Origin of the sequence: Amycolatopsis sp. NPDC021455, from assembly GCF_040640995.1 — a bacterium.
In the GTDB taxonomy this organism is placed as follows: domain Bacteria; phylum Actinomycetota; class Actinomycetes; order Mycobacteriales; family Pseudonocardiaceae; genus Amycolatopsis.
The window spans coordinates 37,142-62,967 of record NZ_JBFACT010000026.1 but is presented as its reverse complement, the minus strand read 5'-3'; the positions used below and the strand labels follow the sequence as shown (position 1 = coordinate 62,967).

The following is a 25,826-nucleotide window of genomic DNA, read 5'->3' as shown; positions in this document are numbered from 1 at the left end:
GGTGTTCAATCGAAGGGTGAGCAACGCAGTCGCCGTCTTCGACGTCATCGACGAGGTCATCGCCCCGCTGTCGGCCGAGGTGCCGGAGCGGCCCTCCGTGATGGAGTTCTACGACCCCGAGTTCGAGATCCCGCCGGTGCTGGCGGACACCTCGCCGCTGCCGGGCCGTCGCTCTTCGCCCGCGTCGAGCCTCGCGGACGAGGTGGAGCAGTACACGCGGTTCGTCGCCGGGATGGCCGCCATCGGCCTCGCCCCGGGCGGCGAGGTCACGGCCGAGGCCGTCGGGCTCTACCGGGCGCTGCGCGGTGGCTTCATCCGCGGCGTGGTCACCGGGGTCTTCCCCGCCCGGGCCAAGCCGTGGGAGGTGCGGTTCTTCGGCGACGAGGACTACACCACGGTCCTGCACAAGCTGGGCAACCGCGCCCGGCTGCGGTCCGGGTTCCTCAGCGAGCTGCCGGGCTGGGTGTTCGACGGGCTGCCCGACCGGCCGCCGGGGCCGGGAGAGCACCTGCGCATCGAGACCGACGAGCGCGGGCTGATCCCGCGCCGGTGTGCGCGGGCGGTCGAGCAGATCCGGGCGTGCGCGGCGCGGCCGCGGCTGGGCACGGTGCTGGTCGACCTGGCGGTGCGCGACGCGATCCTGGCCGAGTACCCGCACGGCGCGTTCGGGCTGGTGGACAACGACCTCGGCCGGTACCAGTTCAGTGCGGCCGTGGCGCGGAGCGGGCGCTGGACGGTCACGTGGGGTCCGGCGTCGCGGAGCACGGCCGAGCAGTGGATCGTCGAGGCGGTGCAGAGTCATGCGTGAGTACAACGCTCATCAGCCGGCGGGGCCGGTGCCCCAGGAGCCGGAGGTCGCCCCGGCGCCGATGGGCCTCACGGTGGGCGAAGCCATCCTCGAGGCGGCGGAACTGAACAGCGGGGTGCCGGACCAGCGGGCGACGGATGGCTCGTCCGCGGCCGCTCCGGCCGAGGGTGGGCCGGCGCGAGAGGCCGAGCCGGTCTGCCGCGATGACCACGGTCGCGCGGCGGCCGGGCGGAACGGCGTGGCAGGGGAGGTGGTGCGCAGTCATGGCTGAACGGACTGCGGCCCGGGAGCTGCTGGAGCTGGCGGCCTGGCCGGTGCTGGCGGCGATGCCGGACCGCGAGCCGGTCGACCGGCTGTACAACCCGGACGTCAGCGACCACGAGATCCTGGTGCACGGCCCGGTCTCCGACGACCCGGCGGACCTGGTCGCCGAGGTCGAGCGGCACATGGCGTGGGCGGCCTGGATCGACGGCACGCCGTTCGGCGAGGACGGCGAGCTCAACGAGGTCGGCTTCGAGGTGGTGTCGCTGATGCTGCGCGGTTCGGTCCGGGCGGCGCTGTGCGGCGTGTTCGACGGAGGGCCGGAGATGGCGGACATCCGGTGCTACGCCGACGGCGAGCGGGCCTTCATGATGGGCTCGCTGCCCGGTCGCACGGCGATCCACCTCGCCGACTTCGAGGAGCTGCCGGAGATGCTGGTGGCGGAGCTGCCGGAGGTCCCCTTCGGCGCCTCGCCCCGGGCGATCTGGGTGTCGGTGGACGACGACGGCCTGGTCCGCGACGGCCAGGACGACGACGTGGGCGCGATGCGGGAACTGCTGGCCCGGCCGCGCTCGGGCACCGCGGTGCTGGACATGCTCGCGTTCGGCGGCCTGTGTGCGGAGTTCCCCGACCACGGCTTCGTGCTGGTCGACACGGACCTCGGTCGCTTCGCCCTGGCGGCGCTCGACCGTGGCGACGGCCGGCGTCAGCTGGTCCTGAGCCCGTTCAGCCGCGGCATGCTCCGCGACTGGTGCCGGAAGATGATCGACCTCGGGCAGGAGGAGATGCCCTGACCACAGCGGCCTGACGGCAGGGCGGCGAGGTGTGGTGGCCGCCAGTGTGACCGGACTCACTACGATCCGTCACCATCGGCGGTCGACCCGGCCACTCGCGGGCTGGACACTGCAGGGGTCCGGGCACGGGCTTGCGCTGCGTGACCGACTCTCCACTGGAGACAGAGCCATTGGGCGGATGCGTTATCCGCCATCGTCGCTACCCTGGAAAGGCGAGGACATTCAGTAGTGAGGTGGTCACCATGAGCGCGAACGGTGAGGCTCCCTTCTTCAATGCCCCCGAACTCACTCAGCGCGACGGCACTCTGTCCGCAGTGCCCGGCGAGACGTTCGCGGACCCGGTCTCCGGACTGGTCACCGCGGCACCCGAGCCGGGCGTCGCGGTCCCGAACGGCCACGAGCCCGCCGCCATCCCGGTGGCCGGACCCGTGCAGCCCGACGAAGAGGCCGTGCGCCGGATGGTCGAAGAGACGCTGCGGGACGAAGGGGCCAAGGCCCCGGAGGCCATCCCGCCGGCGGGCACCTTGACCTCGGTGGGCGAGACCGTCGCGCCACCGCTGGGCGTGCTGCCCCGGCAGCGGAACCGGCAGCGCACGTGGCCGACCCGGCCACCGCAGCTGCTGCGGGCCGTCCGGCCGGAGGTGCCGTCCGAGGAGGACGCCGAAGACCTCGAAGTCGTGCCCGTCCGGCGGCGGAAGCTGCCGAAGATGCCCTCGGTGTCGATGCCCGCGTTCAACCGGCCGTCGTCGAGCGCCGCTGGTGTCATGCTGGCGGTGGTGCTGCTGATCGTGTTCGGTTTCGTCGCCATCGAGATGGTGTCCAGCCTGGTCAGCAGCGTGACGGGGCTGTTCGACTAACGTCCGCCGGCTGTTCACCGCCTACCCCGCACCACGGGGCCGTGCCGCGCGCCAGGGGCCGATCGGGCTACCCTGGCTTCACGGTCGGACGACCTCCATTGAAGAAAACGGGAGCGTCCGGCGCCGCGGTGACTAAGGGGATGGGCGTATCAGCGAGGGCGTGCGATCGGTAGCCGGGGCCGGCCCGGGTGCGTCGTCGGGCGCCGAGGCGTCCACGATCAACCGGGTCCGGCGGGTACTGGCGATCAAACCTTTCCGGCGGCTCTGGGGCGTCACGTACCTGTGCAGCGTGGCCGACTGGCTGAACATCCTGGCCCTCACCGGCCTGGCCACGAAGCTCACGGACAACTACTTCGCGCAGAACTTCGCGTTCGTCGGCGTCGTGCTGACCGGCCTGGCCCCGGGGCTGCTGTTCGCCCCGGTCGGCGGGCTGCTCGCGGACCGGTTCGACCGCCGCAAGGTCATGGTCGTCGCCGACCTGCTGCGGTGCGGGTTCCTGCTGTCCATCGCCATCGTCAGCGCACCGTGGTGGCTGCTCGTCGGCAACTTCCTGGTCGGCAGCGCGTCGAGCATGTGGATCCCGTCGAAAGAGGCGGCGGTCCCCAACCTGCTCCGCCGTCCCGACCAGGTCGAGACGGCCAACCAGCTCGGCATGGTGATGACCTACGGCCTCGCCGTCATCACCGCGGCCGGGGCGAACGCGATCATCACCGGCTTCAACACGACGTTCCACTTCTTCCCCAACGACGACGCGAGCCTCAGCATCGCGAAGCTCGTCGTCATCATCACCGGCCTGCTCTACCTGGCCAGTGCGATCCTCATCGCCACCCGGATCCCCGAGCTTTCGCTGCGCAACGTCCACGCGCTGCCGGAGCAGAAGATCAAGCCGGCCGACGAGGAGAAGTTCGGCATCGGCCAGATGATCGCCGACGGCTTCCGGTTCATCCGCAGCACGCCGCTCGTCCGCGGCCTGCTGGTGGGTGCGTTCGGCGCGTTCGCCGCGGGTGGCGCCGTGATCGGTTCCGCCAAGCCGTACTCCTCGAGCCTCCTGGCCGGCGACTCGGCGTTCAACCTGCTGGTGCTGGCCGTCTTCCTCGGGCTGGCCACCGGCATGGCCACCGCGCCGAAGCTCGCCCGGCGGCTCGCGCACGACCGGTTGTTCGGCATCTCCATCGTCGCCGCCGCGGTCTCGCTGACGGTGGTGGCGCTGTCGCCGCACCTGACGATCTCGCTGATCGCCGTGTTCTTCGTCGGCATCTGGGCGGGGACGGCGTTCCTCACCGGTGTCACGATCATCGGCTCGCGCGTCGAGGACGCCATCCGCGGCCGGATCAACGCGATCTACCAGCTGATGATGAAGCTGGTGCTGTTCGGCACCACCGTCACCGTGCCGCTGCTGGTCGGCCTGGTGCACCAGCGCAACATCACCGTCTGGGGCAGCGAGCTCAGCATCGACGGCACGCGCCCGGTGATGCTCGGCGGGGCCGTGATCGCGCTGGTCGCCGGGCTGTTCGCCTACCGGCAGATGGACGACAAGCGCACCGAACCGATCCTCGCCGACCTGCGCAACGCGCTGCGCCGCACGCCACGGCGCGTCAACGGCTACCTCATCGCCGTCGAGGGCACGACCGCGATCAACACCGCGATCCAGGCCGTCAACCTCGCCGACTGGCTGCGCGGCGGTACCCGCCCGGTCGTCGTGGCCGCCGACCCGGCGCTCGACGACCAGCGGCTCACCGCGCTGGTCTCCGGCGCCTCGCTGACCGGGGCGCGCGCCCTGGCGCTGGCCGCCGCCGCGGTGCGGGCCGACATCGTGGAGCGGCACGTCCAGCCGGCGCTCGACGCCGGTTCGGTGGTCGTGATGGAACGGTTCGTCGACTCGCCCCTGGCGCACCTGTCCGCCGTCGCGGGCCTCGACAGCGACGAGCTCGAGGGCCTCGCCGACTGGGCGACCGGGCGGCTGCGCCCGGACCTGACCGTCCTGCTGGACGCCGCCCCGCACGGGGCGCCGCGGGACAGGTCGGCCAGGCTCAACGACCAGTGGCGCGTCCAGCACCTGCTCACCGAGATGGCCGCGGCCGACCCGGACCGCTACGTCGTGATCGACGCCGACGGCACCGACGCCGAGGTCGCCGAGCGCATCCGGACCGCGCTGCGTGCCGTGTTCGTCGGCCGCCTGGCTTCGCTGGCGCCGACGACGGAAAAGCCGGTGACCCTGCCGCTCGACGTCGACATCGACACGACCCTGCCCGTCGAGACCCCGGAAGAGCCTCGCGTGGAGGCGAAGTGACGACGACCGAACGCATCGGCGTCTGGAACCAGCTGGTCGGCCAGGAGCCCGCGGTCGAAACGCTGAGCGCGGCCGCGTCGGCCGCCGCGAAGATCATCGCCGGCGAGCCGGCGCCGCCCGGCGCGATGACGCACGCCTGGCTGCTCACCGGTCCGCCCGGGTCGGGCCGTTCGGTGGCCGCGCGGACGTTCGCCGCCGCCCTGCAGTGCAGCACCGGCACGGGCTGCGACGCCTGTCCCGGCTGCCACACGACGATGGCGGGCACTCACGCCGACGTCCGGCTGGTGGTACCCGAAGGCCTGTCGATTTCGGTCGCCGAGATGCGCGCGCTGGTGCAGGCCGCCGCGCGCCGCCCGACCACCGGCAACTGGCAGGTCGTGATCATCGAAGACGCGGACCGGCTCACCGAAGGCGCGTCGAACGCCCTGCTGAAGGCCGTCGAGGAGCCGCCGGACCGCACGGTGTTCCTGCTCTGCGCGCCGTCCGACCACCCCGAGGACGTCTCGGTGACGATCCGTTCGCGCTGCCGCCTGGTGACGCTGCGGACGCCGCCGGCGGAGGCGATCGCGGACGTCCTGGTGCGCCGCGACGGCGTCGACCCGGAACGCGCGCAGTGGGCCGCTTCGGTGTGCGGCGGCCACGTCGGCCGGGCGCGCCGGCTCGCCACCGACGAGGCCGCGCGGCAGCGCCGGGCCACCGTGCTGCGGATCCCGCTCGGCCTCCGCCGGGCCAGTGACGTCTTCACGTGCGCCGACCAGCTGATCAGCGCGGCCGAGGCCGACGCGGGCGAGGCGAGCAAGGCCCGCGACGAGGACGAGCGCAACGAGCTGCGCACCGCGATGGGCGGCGACGGCGTCGGCAAAGGCGTCGCCGGGGCGAAGCGGGCCGCCGAAGCCGCCGTGAAGCAGCTGGAGAAGAAGCAGAAGTCCCGCGCCACCCGGACCCAGCGCGACACGCTCGACCTCGCGCTGGTCGACCTCGCCGGCTTCTACCGCGACGTCCTGGTGACGGGAACCCGCTCCGGAGCGTCGCTCAACCATCCGGACCACGCCGACCAGATCCGCGAAGCAGCGCAGGCGTGGACGCCGGAATCGACGCTTCGCCGCCTCGAAGCGGTGCTGGAATGCCGCGAGGCGATCGACCTGAACGTGAAGCCGCGCATCGCCGTCGAGGCGATGGTCACGACGCTTCGCCAAGGTTGAGACGCTGAACGCAAAGGAACCCGCCAGGAGCACCTGGCGGGTTCCTTCACACCCCTCGGATCACTCGCGCGGACGAGGTGAGGGCTTGAACGGCTTCTCCTCGACGGCGACGGCGAGCGGTCGGCGTCGTCCGCCCGGCATCGCGGCCACCATGACCACGCCGAGCAGCAGCATCGCGGTACCGGTCCAGAACAGCGGCACGGTGTCGTAGGCGCCGCCGGTGTAGGCGAGGTTCTTCACCGGTCCCTTGGGCGCCTCGCCGCCGGCGGGCGGCGTCGACGTGGTCCCGCAGATGACCCCGCCGGTCGGCGCGTAGGCCCGCGCGACCTGCTCGCCGAGCGACAGCTGGGCCAGCGACGACGGCAGGTTCTTCGCCTGGTCGTCCGGCAGCAGGCTCTTGAGCTTGGTCGTCGGCAGCAGCTGCAGGTCGAACATCCGTGCCGAAGCGCCGAGCTGGAAGCCCTTGAACGGCGTGGTCATGTTCGCGGACTTCTGGTCGAGCCCGGCGATGCTCAGCCGCAGCACACCGAGGTCGAGAACGGTGCCCGTGGTGTCGCCGACCTGCTGGACGCCCTTGGTGAGCGTCGAGACCAGCCCGCCGACCACCGGGATATCGCTGACCTGGCCGAACTGGTCGCTCAGCCCCTTCAACGGCAGCCCGATCGGGATGTCCTTGGTCGGGTGCGCGGCATCCAGCGTGTACAGCACCTTGCCGCCGGCCCCGATGGTCAGCACCGGCGCGGTGTACTCCACTTTGGACGTTTTCGCGTCACCGGTGGAGGTCACCTTGAGCGTCGGCTGGCTGGCCACCTTGACGCTCAGCGCCAGCGGCGTGCCCTTGAGGATCTCGATGTCCGCGGCCTGCAGCGTCGACGTCGCCTGCACGGCCTTGTTCTTCGAGCCGGGCAGGTCGACCAGCTTGACCTGCGACCGCGACGACAGCGTGTTCGGCAGGCTCAGCAGCGACCCGGTGCCGTTCGCCGCGGTCTGGCCGCCGCCTTGCAGCAGGCCACCGAGGCTCTGCAGGCCCTTGGTGAGGTCGAACCCGCTCGCCAGCGCGCTGGGGTCGAGCTTCGGCTTGAGGGCGTCCAAGCCGAGGTTCGGCATCGACGGGATGACGTTCAGCAGCGACAGGCTCGCCACCGAAGTGCTGGCGTCGGCGATGGTGTCGACGCACGGGCCGAGCGTCGGGCTCCACCGCGCGTGCGCGCTCCCGTTGAGCAGCCCGACGTTGAGCAGCGGGTTCGACGGCGCGTTGAGCCCACCACTGATCGGCTGCGGGTTGTCCGGCAACGCGGTCTGCACGACGCTGCCCGGCGTCTGCGGCGCGTTCCCGCCCACCGACAACCCGAACGGCGACGCCTGCGCGATGGCTTTCTCGTAGCTCAGGTAGGCATCGGAGTTGGCCGACGCGCTCGACAGGCCCATGCCCGCCTCGAGCGCGGACTGCTTCGGCAGCGTCTGCCCGAACCCCGGCAGGATGGTGCTCGTCGGCACGGCGTTGGGCAGCAGCCGGATGATCCCGAGCGCGGTCCCGGCATCCCCGACGGCCTGCCCGAGCGGCTGCGGCCCGACCGGCGCGGAGATGGGCGCCTGCCCCGGATTCGCCGGCTGCGGAATCGGCGTCGTCGGGTAGGCGGGATCAGCCTGCGCGGGAGCCCCGCTGAGCAGGAGCAACGCCGCGGCCGCGGGCAGGGCCACCGAACGGGGCAGTCTTCGCCGCATGTGCCAGAGCCTCCAGACAGGGTCGACCGGGGAGTGAGACCGACGTCATAGGGCCCTAACGACGGTCCCCCCGGAAAGTGACGCGAACAGCCTCCGCTACACTTGTCGATGTCGCCAGCGCGAGCCGGAGACATGCCGCCTTAGCTCAGTCGGCCAGAGCGATTCACTCGTAATGAATAGGTCGGGGGTTCGATTCCCCCAGGCGGCTCGCAGGTCAGCGGTACCCCCGGACGGGTTCGGGGGTACCGCATGGACCCATTTGTGGACCGAACGCGCGTACGATCCGGTCCATGGCCACCTCATCCAAGCCCAAGCGGCGCTCTCGCGGCATGATCGAGACCCTGCCCAGCGGGTCACTGCGAGTGAGGATCAAGGCCGGTATCGATCCGGTAACCAAGAAGGAACACCACCTGACCGAGGTAGTTCCCGCCGGGCCGGACGCGGCTGCCGAGGCTGAGAAGGTTCGGACGAAGCTCCTTAACCAGCTCGATGAGCGGCGCGCTTCGAAGACGCGGGCGACGGTCAATCAGCTCCTGGACAAGCACTTCGAGTTGCTCAAGGTCGAGCCGAAGACGATGGAGGGGTACCAGTCGGTCACCCGGAACCACATTCGTCCGCTGCTCGGTGAGCAGCAGCTGGGCAAGATCGACGGGCACATCCTGGACTCCTTCTATTCGGTGCTCCGAACCTGCCGCGCGCATTGTGGGGGGCGCAAGTTTGTGGAGCACCGCAAGCAGGGCGAACACCAGTGCACCGACAAATGCCGACCTCACGTGTGCAAGGGGCTCGGTGACGGGTCTCTTCGCAAGATTCAGGCAGTGCTCTCCGGTGCTGGTAAGCGCGCGAAGCGTTGGGGCTGGATCGGTGTCAACCCGTTCGACTTGGCTGAGCCGCTTCCGGGCGCCCAGTCGAACCCGCAGCCGCCATCTTTGGAGCAGGCAGCGCGGATCGCCACCGAAGCATGGCAGGATCTCGACTGGGGAATGCTCATTTGGCTCGCGTTCATCACCGGCGCACGCCGGGGTGAACTGTGCGCGCTCGCGTGGGATCGGCTCGACTTCTCGACCCGCGTCCTGACCATTCGGAGCAGCATTGCCCAGTCGGGTGCCAAGACGTGGGAGAAGGAGACCAAGACGCACCAGCAGCGTCGCATCTCGCTCGACGAGCGCACGGTGGCCCTGTTGCGCTCGTATCGCGAACACTGCGCGGAGCGCGCCGGGCTGAAGACCATGCCGGCTGCGGCGCGCATCTTCTCGCTCAAGCCGGACGGCAGTACTTGGCTCAAGCCTGACTCGGTGAGCCAGCGGTACGCCCGGATGTGCGCGCGCCTCGGGTGGGACATGAACATTCACCAGCTTCGGCATTACTCGGCAACGGAGCTGATCGCCGCCGGGACCGATATCCGAACGGTCGCCGGTCGTCTCGGCCACGGTGGCGGCGGCACGACGACGCTACGCGTCTATAGCGCTTGGGTTGCCGAAGCTGACGACCGCGCGTCTGGCACGCTCGCCGGGCGGCTGCCTGACCTGCCCGTCGCGCTCAGCGCGCAAGGGAAGCTCGCACCAGTCGCACTGGTTGCCGCGCCTGAGGACGAGAGCCCTTACAAGCGCATCGCGAAGGATCTTCAGGGGGCGATCGTGTCCGGCGTGCTCGCGCCCGGTCAGCAGCTCCCCACGGTCGTCGACCTGGCGAAGCGGTACGAAGTGTCATTCGGGACGGCTCAGCGCGCCATAGCGCAACTCAGGGCCGCCGGGTTGGTGAGCGTGAGCCGGGGCAAGCGCGCTGTGGTCGTCGACCCGGCCGCGGCCGCCGATGGCGAACCGGCGAAGGTAGTCGGCTTGCGCGAGCGGCGCGGAAAGTAACTCCGCTCAGGGGCGCTCCGGCGACCGCTAACGTTGGGCTTTCTTGCCGTGAAGTAGTTCGAGGAGTCGGATCGCGTGTTTGCGCCCGGCTTCGTCCGCGCGGAGTGACCAGAGAACGATGATCAACTGGGTCACGTACCGGACGACCAAGGTCGTCCCTACGAGCCCGCTCATCGCAGTCGCCACAACTTCGCCGGTCACCGGCCAATGGTGACGGGTCGAAGTGTGATCGCGCCATAACTGAGCGCAAAAGGTGCAGCTTTTCAGTTGTGATCTTTTCACGGTCGAGTAGCGGTGACGCTCCCATACAACTTAGCGGATGTAGAGCAGTCGCCTACATGGCGCCTTCGGGGGCGACTGCGCGGAGGACCGGTCCGAAGACCTGAGCGGCAGGAACGAAGCGCGTCAGATCTGCCCGGTCCACCCAGATCGCCGCGACATTCTCGACCACGTCCGCGTTGCGCGCTTCGCCAGCCACGTAGTCGCACAGGACGTACTCGCAGAGCACGCCGGTCGTCGGGTGCAGCCGAGTGCCGAGCTTGCGCGTCACGACGCAATGGACGTCCGTTTCGGCGAGCGTCTCGCGAACAGCGACCACTGATGGGCGTCCACCCGGCTTGATGACTCCGGCCGGGAACTGCCACGAAATGCCATTCGCGTCCTCGGACCGTCGGCAGACGATCAGCACTTCTGAGTCCCGGACCACGACGGCTACCGCGACTCGCAGCGGCTGAAACGTCGTTCCGGTCGGCCGGTCGAGCGGCGCAAGTAGCTCATCGATGCTGAGGCCGAAAATGCGTTCCAAGAGGCGGGCGGTAGCCGGACGGACGGCGCCGAGCGGCCTGCCGTCCGGATGAGCACCGGCGACGAGTCGTCCGAGGTGCCGAACGCTCAGTGTGCCGGGCTCGTCATGCTCACGGGCGAACTTCTCGGCGAACTCGGCGAATTCCTCGAAGGTCTGCCGTCGTTCCCAGATCAGTTGTTCGAGCAGCGTTCGGGGTGCCGGCTGTTCCCCGTCCATGTCCTGCATCGTGCGCTCCTCGTCGTGCGTATGGCGTCCGTAAGTCGTTCGCATGTCCTGGTCCGTGGCCCGCACTCACCAGAGACTCATTTCATTCTGTCATGAAGGTCAATTTTGACCCAGTCTGGAAGGCGTGCGGGTGAGCTACGAACGGCCGGGGAAGGTCGCCGGGTTGTACCTGACTTGGCATCGATGCGTTGTCGACGGTCGCGATCACGCGGTGACCGACGAACAGTTCCTAGCCGGAACGCAAGCACAGGACGGCCGATATGAGGCGGTCTGCGGGCATGTCCTCGACGTCGCTTCGCTCCTCGTACCTCCCGGTACCCCGTGCGCGCGATGCCGCGCCTTCTTAGCCGCTCGGGCCACGCTGCGGGATGCGTCCGAGCGGATTGCGTCGCGTCGGCATCGGAAGCCTGGCGTCTGGCGTCGGCTGTTCCGGCGCTCATGCACTCCGGCCGTCGTCGGCCGGACCCCGGTTCCGGCGGGGGCGGGTAGCGCCGCGATCGCATCCGTTCCCGCTGGTCGCCATGCGCTGCGGTGTGCCCAGTGACGGTCTGGCTGTTGTTCGGGCGTCCGCTTCCGGGAACGGTCGGCGAGTCGCGCCGGGTAGTGCACGTGTTCGAGGTCCCGACCGGGGACAAGGTGCCGGAGAGGCTGACGGCGTTCTGCGCCGCGTCGTTCGGCCTGGGGGAGCTTGAACTGCTCGACCGTCCGCAGGGGATGCCGTGCGAGTCGTGTTTGCGCCGGACACCGACCCCGGCGTCGAAGTTGCCCGCTGGCTCGCCAGAGCCGGAGGACAGGACGGGTGCGACCACCGATGAGTGACGACGTGGCGGAGGAGACCACCCCCGACGCAACGGTTGACGAGGACTTTGAGCAGCTGTCGCGGGAACGTGAGATCGGCCAGCCGCTGACCGCCGGGGACTGGGCGGCTGCGCACCGCGTCGTGAATGCCTACTGGCCCCGCTTCGGTACCCCGCGCCCGCTCCCGGACCGGTGGCGCTAGCGCCGGGCTCGGCCTCCGAGCATGAGGCTCGGAGTTGTTGGTACACAAAGGAAAGAGGAGATTGAGAATCATCGCAAACGGGTGCGCTGTCATCGTGTCCGCTCTGACTGCCCTGCTCGGAACCAGCACTGCGACGGTGTGCCCGGCGTGCCTCGCACACGATTGTGCGAGCGTCCCGCACCCCCGATCGGGCACGCCGGACGCCGGTGAGTTCGTCGGCAACCTGGTCGAGATGGTGACTCGCGATGTCCGAAGGTAACCCCTCACTACTTGAACCAAGGAGCACGGCCTACCTGGTTGCCGCGTACAACGCCGGCGTGTCCATCCGCGTGCTAGAGGAACAAACGGGGTGGACCTACTCGTGGATACGTCGTCAGCTGCTCGCCGAGGGTGTGGAGCTGCGGGGCCGCCCCCCGAAGCGACCGTGCAGCGTGCCGGTTGCCCAGTTGGCCCAGGAGTACGCCGACGGGGCGAGCATCCTAACCCTCGCCAAACGGCACGGCTTGTACTTCAAGCGGGTACGGGAGCTGCTACTCAGCCACGGCGTCACGCTGCGCCCGTCGACGAAGGCGGGTCGCGATGGACGCACGTGACCGGGAGCTGCTCACGACCCTCGGCACGGTCGTGGAGCGCACCAATCGCCTGATCGGGCAGGCCGAGGGCGGCGAGATAGGGCAGGTCGAGTTCGCCGGGGCCCTGCTGGTGCTGGTGCGGGCGTACTGGGACGCCGCCGACCAGATGCGCGCACGGGCTGCCGCTCTGAACGCTGTGCATCCGTGGAAACCGGGGAGTCCTGTTGCACGAGGATGATCGCCAGCTGCTCGAACGGGTCATCGTCACCGCGGAAGATTGCCGCCGCGTCGTCGACGTGTTGGCGCGGACCCCGCCCGACAGCGCCATGTTCGTTGCTCGATTGCGCCAGCTCTCCGATGCACTGTTCGCGTTGGTGGCTGCCATCTCACGACGACTCAGCTCCGTGGACGTGGACGCGGTCGAGAAGACGACTCGTGACGTGTTCGCTGAGCTGACCGAGCCGCCCGAGCTGCCGAGCCCACCGACGCGAACGTGCTCGACGGCATCCGGTCCGCGGCGAACACACTCGCCAAGCACGCGAAGGGTGTCCTTCAGAAGGACCCGCCTCCGCACGTCGTCGCCGTCGAGCTGGCCATGGCCTTCGGCACGCTGAACATGCTGTCAATGATCACGGCGATTCGAGCCGCGACGTTGGCCGACCGACTGGATCTCGGTTCTGGCGGTGATTCCGCGTGCTGAAAATCCGCATGACCCCGGCCCGGGTGAGTCCGGTGGCCCCGCCGTCGCCTCCGTGAACGGCGTCCCGCAACCGGTCGGCACGTGTAGCCGCGCCGCCGCTCAGTACCCGGGCGTCAAGCTCACCGTCTACACCAGCGCCCGGGCTTCCGGACCTGGCTCTACGGACACCGCCCGAGGGGTTTCCCGCCGCTGCTGCCTAACCAGCGTGCATAGCCTCACGGTCTGTTCGCGACGAAGCGAAGAGGAGTGATCGCCGCGATGCGATACGACAGGCGCCCAGACACCATCGCGAGCCTCAGCCGGAATCTTGACCCTGTGCTGTACGCGCCCGCTCGGCTGTTCATCGTGACCTTGCTCGTCGACATGCGTTGGTGGCGGTTCGTGGTCGTCCGTGACGCGCTCGGACTGACCGACTTCGGGCTGTGTCGGCAACTCACGAAGCTCCACATGGCGGGCTATGTGCGGACGCAGTGCGCTCGCGGGCGATGCACATGGGTCCGGCTCACACCTGACGGTCGCGATCGCTTGGTCCGCCATCTGGAAGTCCTGCAAGACGTGGTGTCCAAGACGGTGGAGCTGGTCAACCACCCTCGGGTCGACGACGTGTGATGCCTGCCGGACGCGTCTCGAATCCGGCCCCGGACGGCCGTTTTGGGACGGGTGAGACGGGATTCGGCGAACCCGTCTCACCCGTCACAGACGACGTATCCCCTGGTAGGCGAGGGTTGGTACCCGTCACGCCGCATGTGACGGCGGGACGGGTACGTGAGACGGGTTGTGACGGGTTACGGGTCGTCTCCGTCGAGCCCATCCGCGTCGGTCGGGCTGCTGGCGACGGCTTCGACGGCGGTACGGATGTCGGCCGTGAAGTAGCCGCGTATCTGCCGTGTCTTCCCGTCCTCGCCCGGCACGCGGTAGCGCTCCGAACGACACCCGTAGTCGCCCATCTGCCGTCCGAACGCGGTTGGCTCGACGTCGAGCGCGCCGACCAGCTCGGCCGTGGGGACGAACTCCCTGCCGCCCTCTTCGAGGTCGTCGCCGAGGTAGTCGACGACGGACGCGAGCGGTTGGGGCAACTCGACCGGCTCGGCCGGTTCCGGCGTCGTCGGCGTGCCGCTGCCCGCGCCGATGGTGCGCGCGACGGCCGCGTGATCGAGCGTCGGCATAGTGTCCTGCCCGGCCGCATGCCCGGTGAGCGTCCCGGCTGCCTCCCGGAGTGCCCGGCCCTGCTGGCAGATGGTCTGCCAGTCATCGTTCGGCATGTAGTACGTTCGGACGGTCATGGCGAGCACGTCAGCCCCGGCCGCCGTGTCGCCGTCCGGCCGCAGGATGCCCACACCCTTGTGCGAAGGCAGCAGCCGCGAGGAGTCGAACCCTCGGGTGTTCATCTGCTCGCCCAACACGATGTTGGAGTCGCGCCAGTCCATCACCCGCAGCGCGAACCGCGACCCGAGCACGGCCCGCAGTCCAGACGGGATGGTCTTGGAGTCCGGCCGCTGTGTGGCGAGGACGAGCACGATGCCGGCCGCCGGTCCCTTCTTCGCAAGCCACGTCAGCAGCTCGCCGACGTACTCGCCCGCAGTCACCTTCTTCCCTTGCACCACGACGGGTGTTCGATTCTCCAAGGGCACCTGCACCTCATCGATGAAGATCGCCGTAATCGGCATGTTCAGCGCAGTGTCCCGCGACATCTCCGGCGTGACCTTCGACTCCGGGCACGTCAGGTCGTCCAGCTCACGCATCCGCCGGAACCGGCCCTGCACCTCGGCGACCAGCTCGACGAGCCAGTCCACTAGGGCTAGGACGTGTTCGGTCTCGTCGCCGGACATGAACCGGTGCGCCACCTGGCCGGCCGCGTCCCAGTCCTTGCCCGCCTTAAAGTCCGCGACGTACAGCCGCACCCATGCGTCCAGGATGAGCCCGGCCGCCGCGAGCCGTGCCGCGAACGTCTTACCCTGCCGAGGAATCGCACCCACGAGCAGCGACGTCCACACCAGCGGCAGGTCAATCCGCCGGTCCCGCGCGTCCCGTCCGAACGGGACCGGACGCCACGCATCCCACCGCGTCACCCCGAGCAACGGCGTCGGCAACGGTGGCGCGCTGTAGGGGTCCTCATCGGCCACCCACATCGACACCCGTCCGGCATGGCCGCCGCTACCGCGCACGCGTTCCACGATGAGCTGCACCTCATCGACCGCCAGCGCGGAGGCGAGCGCGTCCCGGTTCTTGACGACATCGGCGGCCTTGCGGGTCGCCGGGAGATCGACGGTGATCGCCCACCCCTCACCGACCCTGGTCGCCCGCTCGACCAGCCGCAAGGATTCATCCTTGCCGATCAGCTTCGCGTCCCGGAACGCGTCCACGAGGATCTGCGGGTCCATCGTCCACCGCAGGGTGCGCGGCCCGGCGAGCGCCGGCGAACGCCCCGGGCTGCCGTCCTTGCGGCGACCCAGGATCGCCAGGGCCACCGATGCGGCGGCCCCGGCGACCCAAAGTGGATCGCTGCCGTACACGAGATCCACCACTGCGACCGCCACGGCGACGATCGCGAGCACCGCGCCCGTGACCTTCCAGCGGAAGAGGGTGAGTTCACGGATCTCGGTGAACTTGTCGGCGAGCTTGTCCGACTCTTCGGCGGCCGTCCGGTAATCGAGCACCGTGACCCACCGACGCCACCACCGCGTACCGACCACGAGGCCGCGAACCACGGTGCCGAGGAATCGGAACGGCGACCTCAGCAGCCACGCCACAGCGTCCTTCGCGGCCTGTACCGCTTGCGGCTTGCTCTTGAGCCACGAGGGCACCCGAGGTGAGTGTTGCCACCACCGCGCGAACCGGCGTCGCACGGTCCGGCGGCGCGGCTGCGGCAACGTGTCGTCAATAAGCTCGCCGTCCAGCACCGGCCCGACATGCTCGACATCTCGTGAACCCACGCGCGCCGGCAGCGTGTCCGTGTCCACGGGGTTGTCGGCGGCGTTCATGACTGGTCCTCCTCTCCATGCGGAGCCGTGTCCGGCGTGTTGCCGAGTTCGTCCGCGAGTGCGGTTGCCAAGCGGGGCGATAGCCCCCGCGAGCAGCCGGTGACCTCGCGAATCCATGCAGGCGTGACCACGACGTCGGGTGTCCACGCTTGCTTCGCGTCGCCGAGGTAGTCGGCGAACAACTTGCGCCGCGCCGACGTCGCGCGGCGGGTTGCTCGCGGCTTGCTCGGTTTCGACCCGTGAACGTCTTCATATGCGTCGCGCGGCTCAGCCTGCTCAGTGGCGTGCGTGAACGCCACGTTCATGGCCTCGGTGAGCTTGTCCCGGAGATCCGTGATCGCTTCGGCGGCGGCGAACACGATCAGGGGCGGCACCGAGTGCAGAACCACCCCGGACAGTGAACCGGCCGCAAACGACGCCCACGTGTTCATGACGTACGTGGCGCCGAGTGCGAGCCACTTCGCCGCACGAACCCACCGGCCCGTGTGCACCTGGTACCGCGCGGTGACCTGCTCGGCCCGCAGGATCGCCAGTAGGACCAGCGACACTGTGGGGTCAAGCAACCATGCGGCGAGCCACGGCAGCGACCACGGGACCGAACCCGCAGCGGCGAACCACTGCACGTTGGCCATCGTGAACGCCAGGCCGAGCATGATCCCCGCCCAGCACAGCCGGTCCACCTGCGTCCGGACACGCTCGACCCGCAGAGCGATCACGTCGGGGTGATCCTGCCACCGGCGAACCTCCGCCGCGTCGGCCGCGTCACGGGCGAGGCGCTGTGCCCGGGTCGGGGCGGGTGGCCGCCCGGAGACGGCCACCCCTTCCAACCCGTCGACTCGGTTCAGCAGCTCGTTCATCGCCGGCCACCGCCCCTGTGCCTGGTCGCGTCGAGCGACGTGACCGTCAAGGCTCGGGTGAGCACGTGAGCCGCGATGAGGTCCGGCACGCCGAGCACCACGAGCAGCAGCGTCGGATTGCCCGGGTGCGTGATCACCAGCCACTGGACCCCGACGAACGAGGCGCTCATGAGCAGAACGCGTCCGGCCAGCGAAACCACCCGCGCCGACGCGCGGGCCGTCTCGGCGGCGCGGCGCGCCTTGCGCGCGCCGAACCGCCAGACCACGAACAAGGCGAGCAGGACACCGACCCCGGCCAGGATCTGAGTAGGCGTCAGGTTGACCGTCATCGCTGCTCGCCTCCCTCGCGGCGCATCTGCCAGACCTGGTGAACGGCCCGGCGGTCCGTGTCGGCGAGCGCGCCCCAGACCCCGACCGTGTCGGCACCGGCCGACCTCAGTTCGAGTTCAAGGCACTCGTCGATCACGGGGCACCCAGCGCACATGGCGGCCGCCAGCTCCCGGTCCGGTGCGTCCACTCCGGTCAGTTCCGGCATCTCCGAACGGTCGAACGCCCAGAAGCACAGACCGTCCCTGGTCACGACTTCGGCCAGGACGTCGGTTGGAACGGTGGCGTACCGGTCGAGCCGGTCGGCAATCTCCTCGTAGGCGTCTCGGCTCACCACGACGCACCCCCGGTCAGCCGATTGGCCTCGCGCTCCATCCGGCGCTTGGCGATCAATTCGGCGAGATCGATGCAGCCTCCCGAGGCGGTGACCTCGGCGATCAGCTCGTTGAGGGCGGCGGCGGGCACGACGTAGCGAGTGCGGATGCGGACGGCGGGGAAGGCGTCGTCCCGGATGGCGCGGTACAGCGTCACCGGGTTGACGCGCAACATGCGCGCCACTTCCCCGACTGTGTAGAACGTCAGGCCGACGTTCTGATTGGTATCCATGAGTAGACCCTTTACTAGAAAGACTTATTTAATCCTTAAAAGCGGGATGATTTAATCCCGCGAAGGCTAAAAAGATCCGAATGTGTCCGCGCGGGCGCGGAGAGTGGGCCGCGGAATCGCGAGCCGCGCTAGTCTCGCCGTCAAGGCGGAGCGCGGAGGGATACGTGTCGGAAGACTGGGCGGCAGTCGCAAGAGCGATCAATCAGCGCATGGCCGAGCTCGGTCTCAGCCAGCGCGAGCTCATTGCGCGCTCGCAGGTCTCCAAGGCCACGGTTCGCGAAATCCAGCACAACACGGCGCGTAGGCGCCGGAGCGACCGCACGCTTGAGGCGCTGTCGCTTGCGCTTGACCTGCACCCGGGGCACTTGTCGGCGGTGCTCGCGGGCCGCCGGCCTCCGGAGCCGGGCGAGCCGATAACGAGGGGAGACGACGACATCCCGGGACGCCTTGCGGTTATCGAGCATCAGCTGCGCGAAATTACCGCCCGGCTTCGCGAGATGAGCGCGGTAAACGAGCGTCTCGACGAGATCAGCGCGAGCGTTGAAACGGTGCTCGATCGCGTCTCGAACGACCGGGAACCGCGCCGTCGCTAGGGGGTTCTGGTGGATTGCTTTCATGCATCACAGTTTTCGCCGAATCCCTGTCGCAATCGACGAATTGCCAGCGCATTTCCGATGTATCACGGTGCACCGCCGATGCACAAGCAGTGCATCGGCGGTGCACTTGCGGGATTTCGGGGGCATCTGTGGAATTCGTGAACGAATGGACCGGCCGGTCGGCGTGCGCCTTGCAGGCGGCCCTGCGGATGACGAACGAGGGGTTCGCGCGTCACCTCAAGGTGGCCGTGCGGACTGTGGCCTCGTGGCACGCCAGTCCAGACGTCACGCCGAGGTCAGCCATGCAGGAGCTGTTAGACGCCGCGTTCGAGGACGCGTCGGACGCGGCGAAGGCGCGGTTCCGGCGGCTCGTCGAGCCAACGGACGCACAGGGCGCGCCTGCGGCAGGCGGCGAGCCGGTTCAAGCCCTGCGGGTCGCGATAGCAGTTGTCGTCGACGACGCGCGAGTGCTCATAGTGTGCCGACGCGACGAAGACGGCTCCGGCATCTCGTGGCAGTTCCCGGCCGGCATGGTGAAGCCCGGTCAGGCGCCGGAGAGCGTTGCGATCAAGGAGACGCTCGCCGAAACCGGGGTCCACTGTGGGGTCGTGCGCAAGCTGGGCAGCCGGCTTCACCCGATTACGCACGTCCATGCGGAGTATGTGCTGTGCGAGTACCTGACCGGGGAGGCGCAGAACATGGATGTCCTGGAGAATGTTAATGTGGTCTGGGCTGAAAAGACCAAGCTGACGAAGTTCATCCCGGCGGATCGAATTTTTCCGCCCATATTGGAAGCCTTGGAGGTGTCGGAATGACTGAATCTGCGGAGTCCGACAAAAAGAAGTCGATTGCTTCAGCTATCACCGTGCACGAAGGCCGCGTTCTTCTCGTGCGGCGTCGCGTAAAGGAAGGCAGCTTGTCGTGGCAGTTCCCGGGCGGCGAGATCGAAGAGGGTGAGTCGGCGAACGAAGCCGCAGTCCGCGAGACACGCGAAGAAACCGGTCTTGAGGTTAAGGACGTATCGGTTCTCGGTGAGCGTGTCCATCCGAACACAGGGCGGACGATGATTTACGTTGCGTGCCAGGTCATCGGCGGGACTGCGACCGTGGTCGACGACGACGAACTTGCGGAATTCGCTTGGTCGGATCGACGCAAGTTAACCGAATATGTTCCATATCCATTTTACGGCCCGGTGCAAGTTTATTTGGATGAAAACTTGTCAGAATAACTCTGCGTGGTTGGATGAGGTCATGATGCGGCGCCTGAATCCCTCTTCGCTCGGTCCGAATCGAGCTTCAAACGGTGAACCATCGCCACTGTTCGCCAGCCGGTCGCCGCTTCGCAATCTTTCTGTACTGATTGAATCTGACTTATTAGAAGGCCTCAAGACTTCAACCGTCACGCCGGATCTTATCCTGGCCGGCCTTCTGACGGACCCTCTCGTTTCTTTCTATCGTTACGCCGACGACGGTCCTCCGTCCGATATGCAAGCCCGCGAGTACGGGACCTGGGCAAAGGCATATGAAGGTTGGGCAACTGTTGAGCCTCCCGAGCCTGTGATGGGAATGAGACAGGTGACCTATGCAGACGCCGATACTGTTGCGAGCACTGGGATAGTCGGCGATATCGTCGAATTTGCGCGGGATGACATCAGGGGAGACGTTTATGGCGAACTGGGCCCAAAGGATGCGGGTCTGAGGCGAGAGGCGGATGCCCTAGCCGCCCAGGTTGCGGCATCCATTGGGGCAGACATATTTATTACTAATCGCGAGTTTTTGCATCAAGGTCACGCTGCCTATACTCGTGATATCACGGTAGTTCGCCCATCGTCGGCCCTGCCGCTCGTGTCCCTTTATCTGCGTGCGCAGGGGAGGTTCATTACGTTTCGATCCCCTGATGGGCGTGGGACCTTTACGCTCAATCGCGGGTCGTTCTACTGGGTTGCCGCGCGCGAGTTGCTGCCGTCGGCGTGGCGATGGTTTGGCGCCTGCGTGAAGGAGTCTGGTGCAAATGGAGACGAGACCCTAATCTATCTTGGGCAATCCGTCTTGCAACGTGTGCAGCGTGCGCTCGTCGCTCGTGACGGTGTTCATTGCCTGGTTAACCGGCCTCAAAATAACGACATTGCAGACGATATTCTTTCCGGCCTAGACAATATATTCGTACTGCTTATGGGTGCACTTGATGCAGCCGCACGTGTTGCCCACACTGTGCTCAAACTGCCCTTAAGTAAGGGAAAGCTCCGCAATATTGGTTGGCAAAATTCCCAATGGTTGAGCTTGGTCCGCGGTAAAGAGCCAAGCTTGGCTGATGTAGTTGCTGATAATTCGCCGGGACAACACGTCGTAACAGTATTGCGAATGCTTAGAAACTCGGTGCATGGCGAGGCGCTGCAGCCCCTTGCTGTTCAGGATTCAGGTCAACGTACTGCTACTCTATTGCGTCTTCCTCGAACTGACATGGCTGAACTTCTCGCGGCATGTGACGCGCTCGGTGGGAGGAGTACTTGGGGTGTCGAGGAGAGGATACCCGGGCGGATGCACGCCGATCCGTTCGTATTACTTGAGCAATTGTTCCCGCGCGTGATCGATTTGCTTGAATCACTAATAGCGCTCACGCCGGTCGAACGGCTGCCCCATGTCGGTTCTTCCGACTTGCCGTCTGGCCCGCCGAACGACGAGAGCGGCTTCGGGCCTTTTAGTGAAAACAATAGAAAGAGTATTCGCTGGCAGCTCGGTTTTTAGATGTTTACCAGTTGATTCATGGTGTAAATTGAGTGCTTTGCGACTCATGCGGCGTGAGCGCTTGGAATACCTGAGTCTAGCGGTCCGACTTCAGTTCGGAACGGATTTGGTTGAGGAGCTTATCTCCTGCCGTCTTTAGGTTATCAATAGCTTTTTCGATGGCCGATGGAAGATTGCGCGGCCGTGGTTGTCCGGTCACTCGCTCCGGCTGCATCGTTCCAGCAAGCCTAAGTATGGTGTCCGTCCATGCAAGGTATCGATCACGCGTCTCGTCCGATGCGTATGACCAAACCCTGGCGCTATTTGACTGCCACTCTTTGGTTCGGCGATCTATTGGCGACTGCCAATATGTATTCGGTTCTTTGTCAAGATTGTCTGCAATCATTGTGTATTCTTTGGCGTCAATACGTCCAACTTCTAGAACGAGTCGAACGAGATCGACATAGAGGTCGGCGCGTGATTGCCACAGTCGCTCCTCACGCTTGTCTTGAAGGGTCTGTCGCGCAGTCCAGACGTTGGCGGCAATGGCAAAAATGGCAACCGCAACCGTGCCAATTTGGCTGATAATTTGCGTTATATTCACACCGATCCTCCGATTTAGTCTGCATTTGTAGGCGTGCGGCTTTCACTCGCGAGTTAGCGACGTTGCAAATGTAGCGACTTGATTGCTCGGTGTGAGAATTGAGCGGCCCGCGAACTGTGTCGCGGGCCGCCCGTGACCGGCCTAGTACAGAACATCGCCTAGTCGTTCGCGGACAACATCGGAGTGGAGCAGACCCGGTATCGGGACGCCGCCGACGGTCGCCCGTGTGCTTGCAATATCTGTCAAAGACTCGGACGGCAAGCCATCCAGAAGTTCGATTGCCCGCCTCGCCCATTTGCCTGCTTTGTCGAAACGGCGCGCGCCGGCGACGTCCTCGTTGCGATATCGGAAAGCCAGAGCATAGGCAGTTTCGGCCGCAGCCCGTTTGTTCGTTGCCAACTCTGCTTGGAAGGCAGCACAAAGCTCGATGAGTGACGACCGACCTCCGGTGTCGGTGGGCATATCCGAGCCATCCTCAGTAGGCGAGCTTCTCCGCGAGAGTCTCGTACTCGAACTGCTCCGACGCGTCGAACCAAAGCTCGACCTCGTACTTGCCTTCCTCTGAGTTGCCGGATGCGTGCACGAGGTTCATCACGGCCTTGCCGCTCACCTCGGAAGACGCCTTGGTCTGGTGGGCGAAGTCGCCTCGCACGGTGCCCGGCGCGGCGTCGCTCGGGAAGGTGCCGCCGATGATCTTCCGGACCTTGGCAACGGCGTCGACGCCTTCAAGGGCGAGCGCGATGACCGGTCCGGACTGCATGAAGACGGCCGTCGTGTTGTAGATCTCGGCTCCGGCGCGCTCTTCAAGGTCGAAGTAATGCTTGCGCGTGAATTCGGCGTCCATGTGCTTCATCTTGACGCCGACGATCTTCAAGGCAGCGTCTTCGAAGCGCGTGAGGATGCGGCCCGCCAGTCCGCGAACAAGGGCGTCAGGCTTGAGCAGGACAAGCGTCCGCTCGACGCCGAGGTCCGACGAGTCAGCCATTGGGTGTCCTTCCGTTCGTGGGGATCTGCGGATCGTACCCACACGGTGACGTAGCTCATACTGCCGCCGGTGCCGAGTCCAGCCAGGTGAACCTCGCGGGCGATAAGCCTCGGGTGCTCGCGCTGAGCTAGGTATCACCGCTTGCTTCATCAGTTGGCGGTCGGAGTATCTGAGGATCGGTGCTTCGAGTGCGATTCCGGATGACCCTGTCACGGCGGCCCTCTCGGAGTTGACGGCCTGGCTTTAAGATCTTCAGGACTTCGAGTGCAGCCTTGCGGCGGTGTGGCTTCGATGAGAAAACTGCGACCAGCGCAAAAAGTGCGAGCAAGCCGATGTAGGCGAGCCCGATCAGGCCAGACAGAGACAACACGTCTTGGACCGGTGTAAATAAAGAAAGGCTCGCAGCCACGTCGTCTCCGTCAGTATCGCGTCTCCGCGCTGACGGGGCGGTGGCCGCGACGAATAGCCCGATCCAGCGATCATGACCGTTGGCCGGTTCACCCGGCCTTTCGGCTAGCCGGGAATACCATCCGTCGCGTGCCCTCGCGTGGTCGTGAGCCACGTGTCGGGCGGACCCGACGAGGGCGATCTAGCTCAATGGTACCCGGGCACCCCGACAACTTGCGCGGTCCCTCGCGACCGGATGTCGACCATCCGGGAGCGCAGGGTCATAGGGGTCCGGCTCGCGCTCCCGGAGGCCGGATCGGCCGCGAGGGGGGAGGATGGGCCGACCCAGTGCAAGCCTCGGGGCGGTCGCAAGCTGTCACGGTCCGTCATGACCCGACACGTCCGGCGGTGCGACACACCGAGCGACTTCCAAAAATTTTCATGGACCAGATTGTGGACCGAACTAGAGTGCTCCGGGGTAGTTGGAGGCACTTTCGGTCCATGGCATGTCCGGCTAAGTACCTGGTAGAAGACTACTTTATCGCTGTACGTAGTTCTCGTAATGAATAGGTCGGGGGTTCGATTCCCCCAGGCGGCTCCGCAGGTCAGGCCCCATCCGAGACATCTCGGATGGGGCCTGACTCGTCTCGTGGGTGACAAAGTGAGTGACTACGGCGCTTGGCGGAGGCGGAGAAAGTTCCGCAGGTTCACCCGTCACGGCGAAAGCAACTCCATCGGTGAGCGTCGGCCGCTCCAACCGGGACCAGAATGACTCCATGCCGCTGCTCACCACGCCGAGGCTGATCCTGCGTCGCTTCCGTGACTCCGACGCGGAGACCTTCGCCAGTTACCGCTCCGACCCCGCCGTCGCGCGGTATCAGTCCTGGGACACGCCGTTCCCGGTCGACGCCGCCCGTGCCTTCGTTCGCGAGGAGGCGGCCGCCGATCCCGGGCAGCCTGGCTGGTTCCAGTATGCGATCGAGTTGCGTTCGGATGGCAGTCTCGCCGGGGATGTCGGGGTGAATTTGCACGAGAACCGGATGCAGGCCGAGATCGGGTTCACGCTCGCCGCCGCGTACCAGGGGCATGGCTATGCCCGCGAGGCGGTCGGGCGGGTACTTACCCAGCTTTTCGCCGCGGACGGGCTGGTCCGGGTCTCAGCCGAGTGCGACGCCCGCAACGACCGCTCCGCGCGGCTGTTGGAGCGGCTGGGCTTCCGCCGCGAGGGGCTGCGGGTACGCAACACCTGGATCAAGGGGGAATGGACCGACGACCTGCTGTTCGGTCTCCTCGCCGAAGACGTTCGGAGCCGGCCCCGTTAGGCGAACTCCGAGAAAAGCGGAACTGCCCGTACCGGGCCCCGGCCACCAGCCGGGGCCCGCCGGGGCTACTCGGGCGGGGTCAGCTTCACCACCGTGGCCTTGGCGTCGCCCCGGGGGGTTCGGTAGGTGATCTCGTCGCCGGCCTTGGCGCCGACCAGGGCCAGGCCCAGGGGGCTGTCCGAGGTGATCGCGTCCGCGTCCTCGCCCGGGACCGTCACCACCTGGAACGTCTCCTCGTCCCCGTCGGGGAAGCGCAGGGTGACGACCGTGCCGTCCGGGAGCTGGGCGTTGCCGTAGCCGCCGTGTTCCATCTTCGCGGCCAGGTCGGCGATCTGGCGGTCGAGCCGGGCGGCCGCTTCCGCCCGGTCGATCACGTCCGCCTGGTCCGCCGCGTCCCCGGTGCGTTCCTGCTCGCCGGGCTGCGGCGCGAGAGCTTCCCGCTGCGCGCGCAAGTTCGCGATTTCCTTCTCCAGCTGGCTGCGCGCAGCCGGGCTGAGCCCCTTGTCCCCTGAGATCACCATGCCGCGCATTGTCCGCTGCCCGGACCGGGGTGGCCAATCCGGTTTTTCACCCGAAGGCCACCCACCGGACGTCTGCCCTAGGATTCGGGGCTGCCGTCCAGGAAGAAGGTAACGAGAATCACCGTGAGCGCAGTCCCCGGTCGCAGCGAGCGGCTCTCACCGAACCAGCTGGCCAAGCAGGAACAGATCGTCGAAGCCGCCCGCGTCGTCCTCGCCCGCGACGGGCTCGCCGGCTGCACCGTCCGCGCCATCGCGGACGCCGGCCCGCTCACCAAGAGCGCCATCCACTACTACTTCGCCGACATCGACGTCCTCATCGACCGGGCGATGGCCGCGCACATCACCGCCTTCGCCGCGGGGCTGCGCGAGGTCGCCGCGAAGTACGACGAACCCCGCGAGCGGCTCTTCGCCGTCCTCGAGGAGTACCTGAGCGTCTTCGCCGCGAACCCGAACGCCGCCTTCCTCTGGTTCGAGTACTGGATCGCCGCCGGACGGGCGCAGCACCCGCAGGCCATCGACGTCATGCTCACGTCGCTCACCGAACTGCTCGCCGAGCTCCTCGCCCCGCTCGACGTCGACGACCCGCGGGCGCGGGCCCGCGCGCTGCTGTCGTACCTGCTGGGCACGGTCGTCCAGCAGCGGGTGCGCCCGCGGCCGTTCGCCACGCTGCGTGCCGACATCGAGGCGCTCTGTTTCGCCGACTACGGCTAGAAACGCCCAATAGATCCGTACTGCTACGGCTTGTGCGGTCCGTCCGGCTCCGGCCAAGGTCGAAGGACCCCCGAGAGCAGGAGACGTGATGCGCACACGAACGTG

The 25,826-nt window shown here is 67.2% G+C and carries 30 protein-coding genes and 1 tRNA gene; 20 read left to right on the top strand and 11 right to left on the bottom strand.

From position 1 onward, the window contains the following. Nucleotides 1–16 precede the first annotated feature (16 nt). From AB0G28_RS26510 to AB0G28_RS26485, 6 genes are all read left to right on the top strand, one after another. Complete coding sequence (locus AB0G28_RS26510) at nt 17–808, top strand: ESX secretion-associated protein EspG (protein WP_361094307.1); 792 nt, start codon at nt 17–19, stop codon at nt 806–808. Beyond that, the gene (locus AB0G28_RS26505) at nt 801–1,079 is read left to right on the top strand and encodes a hypothetical protein (protein ID WP_361094304.1); all 279 of its coding nucleotides are present in this window, start codon (nt 801–803) and stop codon (nt 1,077–1,079) included. The genes AB0G28_RS26510 and AB0G28_RS26505 overlap by 8 nt, the downstream gene beginning before the upstream one ends. Beyond that, entirely contained in the window at nt 1,072–1,863 is a 792-nt protein-coding gene (locus tag AB0G28_RS26500; RefSeq protein ID WP_361094301.1) for a hypothetical protein, read from the top strand. Before AB0G28_RS26505 ends, AB0G28_RS26500 begins: the two co-directional genes overlap by 8 nt. Nucleotides 1,864–2,105: 242 nt before the next feature. Then, nucleotides 2,106–2,720: a hypothetical protein gene (locus AB0G28_RS26495; protein ID WP_361094298.1), complete on the top strand. Its 615-nt coding sequence runs from the start codon at nt 2,106–2,108 to the stop codon at nt 2,718–2,720. A gap of 160 nt (nt 2,721–2,880) precedes the next feature. Continuing rightward, the gene (locus AB0G28_RS26490) at nt 2,881–5,010 is read left to right on the top strand and encodes a dTMP kinase (RefSeq protein ID WP_361094295.1); all 2,130 of its coding nucleotides are present in this window, start codon (nt 2,881–2,883) and stop codon (nt 5,008–5,010) included. Further along, on the top strand, nt 5,007–6,212 hold the full coding sequence (locus tag AB0G28_RS26485) for a DNA polymerase III subunit delta' (RefSeq protein ID WP_361094292.1): 1,206 nt from the start codon (nt 5,007–5,009) through the stop codon (nt 6,210–6,212). Before AB0G28_RS26490 ends, AB0G28_RS26485 begins: the two co-directional genes overlap by 4 nt. Before the next feature lie 60 nt (nt 6,213–6,272). On the opposite strand, the gene AB0G28_RS26480 is transcribed toward AB0G28_RS26485, so the two are convergent. Then, entirely contained in the window at nt 6,273–7,937 is a 1,665-nt protein-coding gene (locus tag AB0G28_RS26480; protein ID WP_361094289.1) for a hypothetical protein, read from the bottom strand. A gap of 134 nt (nt 7,938–8,071) precedes the next feature. Between AB0G28_RS26480 and AB0G28_RS26475 the strand changes: the two genes are divergently transcribed. Then, a tRNA-Thr gene (locus tag AB0G28_RS26475) sits at nt 8,072–8,145 on the top strand. 82 nt (nt 8,146–8,227) lie between these two features. Continuing rightward, the gene (locus tag AB0G28_RS26470; RefSeq protein WP_361094286.1) at nt 8,228–9,799 is read left to right on the top strand and encodes a tyrosine-type recombinase/integrase; all 1,572 of its coding nucleotides are present in this window, start codon (nt 8,228–8,230) and stop codon (nt 9,797–9,799) included. A 334-nt stretch (nt 9,800–10,133) separates the two neighbouring features. Here AB0G28_RS26470 and AB0G28_RS26465 read toward each other — a convergent pair whose 3' ends face one another. Beyond that, on the bottom strand, nt 10,134–10,829 hold the full coding sequence (locus AB0G28_RS26465; protein WP_361094283.1) for an NUDIX domain-containing protein: 696 nt from the start codon (nt 10,827–10,829) through the stop codon (nt 10,134–10,136). Between the two features lie 540 nt (nt 10,830–11,369). Here AB0G28_RS26465 and AB0G28_RS26460 point away from each other — a divergent pair. The 6 genes from AB0G28_RS26460 to AB0G28_RS26435 all read left to right on the top strand — a co-directional run bounded on the left by AB0G28_RS26460 (nt 11,370) and on the right by AB0G28_RS26435 (nt 13,710). Continuing rightward, nucleotides 11,370–11,648, top strand: coding sequence for a hypothetical protein (locus AB0G28_RS26460; protein WP_361094280.1), 279 nt, complete (start codon nt 11,370–11,372; stop codon nt 11,646–11,648). Then, the gene (locus AB0G28_RS26455; protein WP_361094277.1) at nt 11,641–11,829 is read left to right on the top strand and encodes a hypothetical protein; all 189 of its coding nucleotides are present in this window, start codon (nt 11,641–11,643) and stop codon (nt 11,827–11,829) included. The genes AB0G28_RS26460 and AB0G28_RS26455 overlap by 8 nt, the downstream gene beginning before the upstream one ends. Nucleotides 11,830–12,074: 245 nt before the next feature. Then, a complete protein-coding gene (locus AB0G28_RS26450; protein WP_361094274.1) occupies nt 12,075–12,422 on the top strand; it encodes a helix-turn-helix domain-containing protein in 348 nt (115 codons plus the stop codon). Next, nucleotides 12,409–12,639 (top strand): hypothetical protein, encoded by a 231-nt coding sequence (locus AB0G28_RS26445; protein WP_361094271.1) that lies wholly within the window; start codon nt 12,409–12,411, stop codon nt 12,637–12,639. The genes AB0G28_RS26450 and AB0G28_RS26445 overlap by 14 nt, the downstream gene beginning before the upstream one ends. Nucleotides 12,640–12,894: 255 nt before the next feature. After that, complete coding sequence (locus tag AB0G28_RS26440; RefSeq protein WP_361094268.1) at nt 12,895–13,101, top strand: hypothetical protein; 207 nt, start codon at nt 12,895–12,897, stop codon at nt 13,099–13,101. A gap of 246 nt (nt 13,102–13,347) precedes the next feature. After that, nucleotides 13,348–13,710 carry a transcriptional regulator gene (locus AB0G28_RS26435; RefSeq protein WP_361094265.1) on the top strand — a complete coding sequence of 121 codons (363 nt, stop codon included), beginning with the start codon at nt 13,348–13,350 and terminating at the stop codon, nt 13,708–13,710. A gap of 176 nt (nt 13,711–13,886) precedes the next feature. Here the strand turns inward: AB0G28_RS26435 and AB0G28_RS26430 are convergent, their stop codons facing one another. Genes AB0G28_RS26430 through AB0G28_RS26410 form a run of 5 tightly spaced genes read right to left on the bottom strand, consistent with a single transcriptional unit; the run spans nt 13,887 to nt 17,872 of the window. Then, nucleotides 13,887–16,082 carry a cell division protein FtsK gene (locus AB0G28_RS26430; protein ID WP_361094262.1) on the bottom strand — a complete coding sequence of 732 codons (2,196 nt, stop codon included), beginning with the start codon at nt 16,080–16,082 and terminating at the stop codon, nt 13,887–13,889. Beyond that, nucleotides 16,079–16,939, bottom strand: a complete 861-nt coding sequence (locus AB0G28_RS26425) for a hypothetical protein (protein ID WP_361094259.1) — start codon at nt 16,937–16,939, stop codon at nt 16,079–16,081. Before AB0G28_RS26425 ends, AB0G28_RS26430 begins: the two co-directional genes overlap by 4 nt. Beyond that, nucleotides 16,936–17,268 carry a hypothetical protein gene (locus AB0G28_RS26420; RefSeq protein WP_361094256.1) on the bottom strand — a complete coding sequence of 111 codons (333 nt, stop codon included), beginning with the start codon at nt 17,266–17,268 and terminating at the stop codon, nt 16,936–16,938. The genes AB0G28_RS26425 and AB0G28_RS26420 overlap by 4 nt, the downstream gene beginning before the upstream one ends. After that, entirely contained in the window at nt 17,265–17,600 is a 336-nt protein-coding gene (locus AB0G28_RS26415) for a WhiB family transcriptional regulator (RefSeq protein ID WP_361094253.1), read from the bottom strand. The genes AB0G28_RS26420 and AB0G28_RS26415 overlap by 4 nt, the downstream gene beginning before the upstream one ends. Beyond that, complete coding sequence (locus AB0G28_RS26410; RefSeq protein ID WP_361094250.1) at nt 17,597–17,872, bottom strand: helix-turn-helix domain-containing protein; 276 nt, start codon at nt 17,870–17,872, stop codon at nt 17,597–17,599. The genes AB0G28_RS26415 and AB0G28_RS26410 overlap by 4 nt, the downstream gene beginning before the upstream one ends. Before the next feature lie 164 nt (nt 17,873–18,036). Between AB0G28_RS26410 and AB0G28_RS26405 the strand changes: the two genes are divergently transcribed. The 4 genes from AB0G28_RS26405 to AB0G28_RS26390 all read left to right on the top strand — a co-directional run bounded on the left by AB0G28_RS26405 (nt 18,037) and on the right by AB0G28_RS26390 (nt 21,212). Further along, nucleotides 18,037–18,465: a helix-turn-helix transcriptional regulator gene (locus AB0G28_RS26405; RefSeq protein ID WP_361094247.1), complete on the top strand. Its 429-nt coding sequence runs from the start codon at nt 18,037–18,039 to the stop codon at nt 18,463–18,465. 152 nt (nt 18,466–18,617) lie between these two features. Next, nucleotides 18,618–19,283, top strand: coding sequence for an NUDIX domain-containing protein (locus AB0G28_RS26400; RefSeq protein WP_361094244.1), 666 nt, complete (start codon nt 18,618–18,620; stop codon nt 19,281–19,283). Then, nucleotides 19,280–19,696, top strand: a complete 417-nt coding sequence (locus tag AB0G28_RS26395; protein ID WP_361094241.1) for an NUDIX hydrolase — start codon at nt 19,280–19,282, stop codon at nt 19,694–19,696. Before AB0G28_RS26400 ends, AB0G28_RS26395 begins: the two co-directional genes overlap by 4 nt. A gap of 22 nt (nt 19,697–19,718) precedes the next feature. Continuing rightward, on the top strand, nt 19,719–21,212 hold the full coding sequence (locus tag AB0G28_RS26390) for a hypothetical protein (protein ID WP_361094238.1): 1,494 nt from the start codon (nt 19,719–19,721) through the stop codon (nt 21,210–21,212). Between the two features lie 76 nt (nt 21,213–21,288). Here AB0G28_RS26390 and AB0G28_RS26385 read toward each other — a convergent pair whose 3' ends face one another. The 3 genes from AB0G28_RS26385 to AB0G28_RS26375 form a co-directional block, all read right to left on the bottom strand. After that, the gene (locus AB0G28_RS26385) at nt 21,289–21,795 is read right to left on the bottom strand and encodes a hypothetical protein (protein WP_361094235.1); all 507 of its coding nucleotides are present in this window, start codon (nt 21,793–21,795) and stop codon (nt 21,289–21,291) included. Nucleotides 21,796–21,936: 141 nt separating this feature from the next. Continuing rightward, a complete protein-coding gene (locus AB0G28_RS26380; protein WP_361094232.1) occupies nt 21,937–22,257 on the bottom strand; it encodes a hypothetical protein in 321 nt (106 codons plus the stop codon). 13 nt (nt 22,258–22,270) lie between these two features. After that, nucleotides 22,271–22,780: a nucleoside-diphosphate kinase gene (locus AB0G28_RS26375; protein ID WP_361094229.1), complete on the bottom strand. Its 510-nt coding sequence runs from the start codon at nt 22,778–22,780 to the stop codon at nt 22,271–22,273. Between the two features lie 1,163 nt (nt 22,781–23,943). On the opposite strand from AB0G28_RS26375, the gene AB0G28_RS26370 reads away from it, so the two are divergent. Further along, on the top strand, nt 23,944–24,489 hold the full coding sequence (locus tag AB0G28_RS26370; RefSeq protein ID WP_361094226.1) for a GNAT family N-acetyltransferase: 546 nt from the start codon (nt 23,944–23,946) through the stop codon (nt 24,487–24,489). A 65-nt stretch (nt 24,490–24,554) separates the two neighbouring features. Here AB0G28_RS26370 and AB0G28_RS26365 read toward each other — a convergent pair whose 3' ends face one another. Beyond that, entirely contained in the window at nt 24,555–25,010 is a 456-nt protein-coding gene (locus AB0G28_RS26365) for a GreA/GreB family elongation factor (protein WP_361094223.1), read from the bottom strand. 123 nt (nt 25,011–25,133) lie between these two features. Between AB0G28_RS26365 and AB0G28_RS26360 the strand changes: the two genes are divergently transcribed. Further along, complete coding sequence (locus AB0G28_RS26360; protein WP_361094220.1) at nt 25,134–25,721, top strand: TetR family transcriptional regulator; 588 nt, start codon at nt 25,134–25,136, stop codon at nt 25,719–25,721. Nucleotides 25,722–25,826 lie beyond the last annotated feature (105 nt).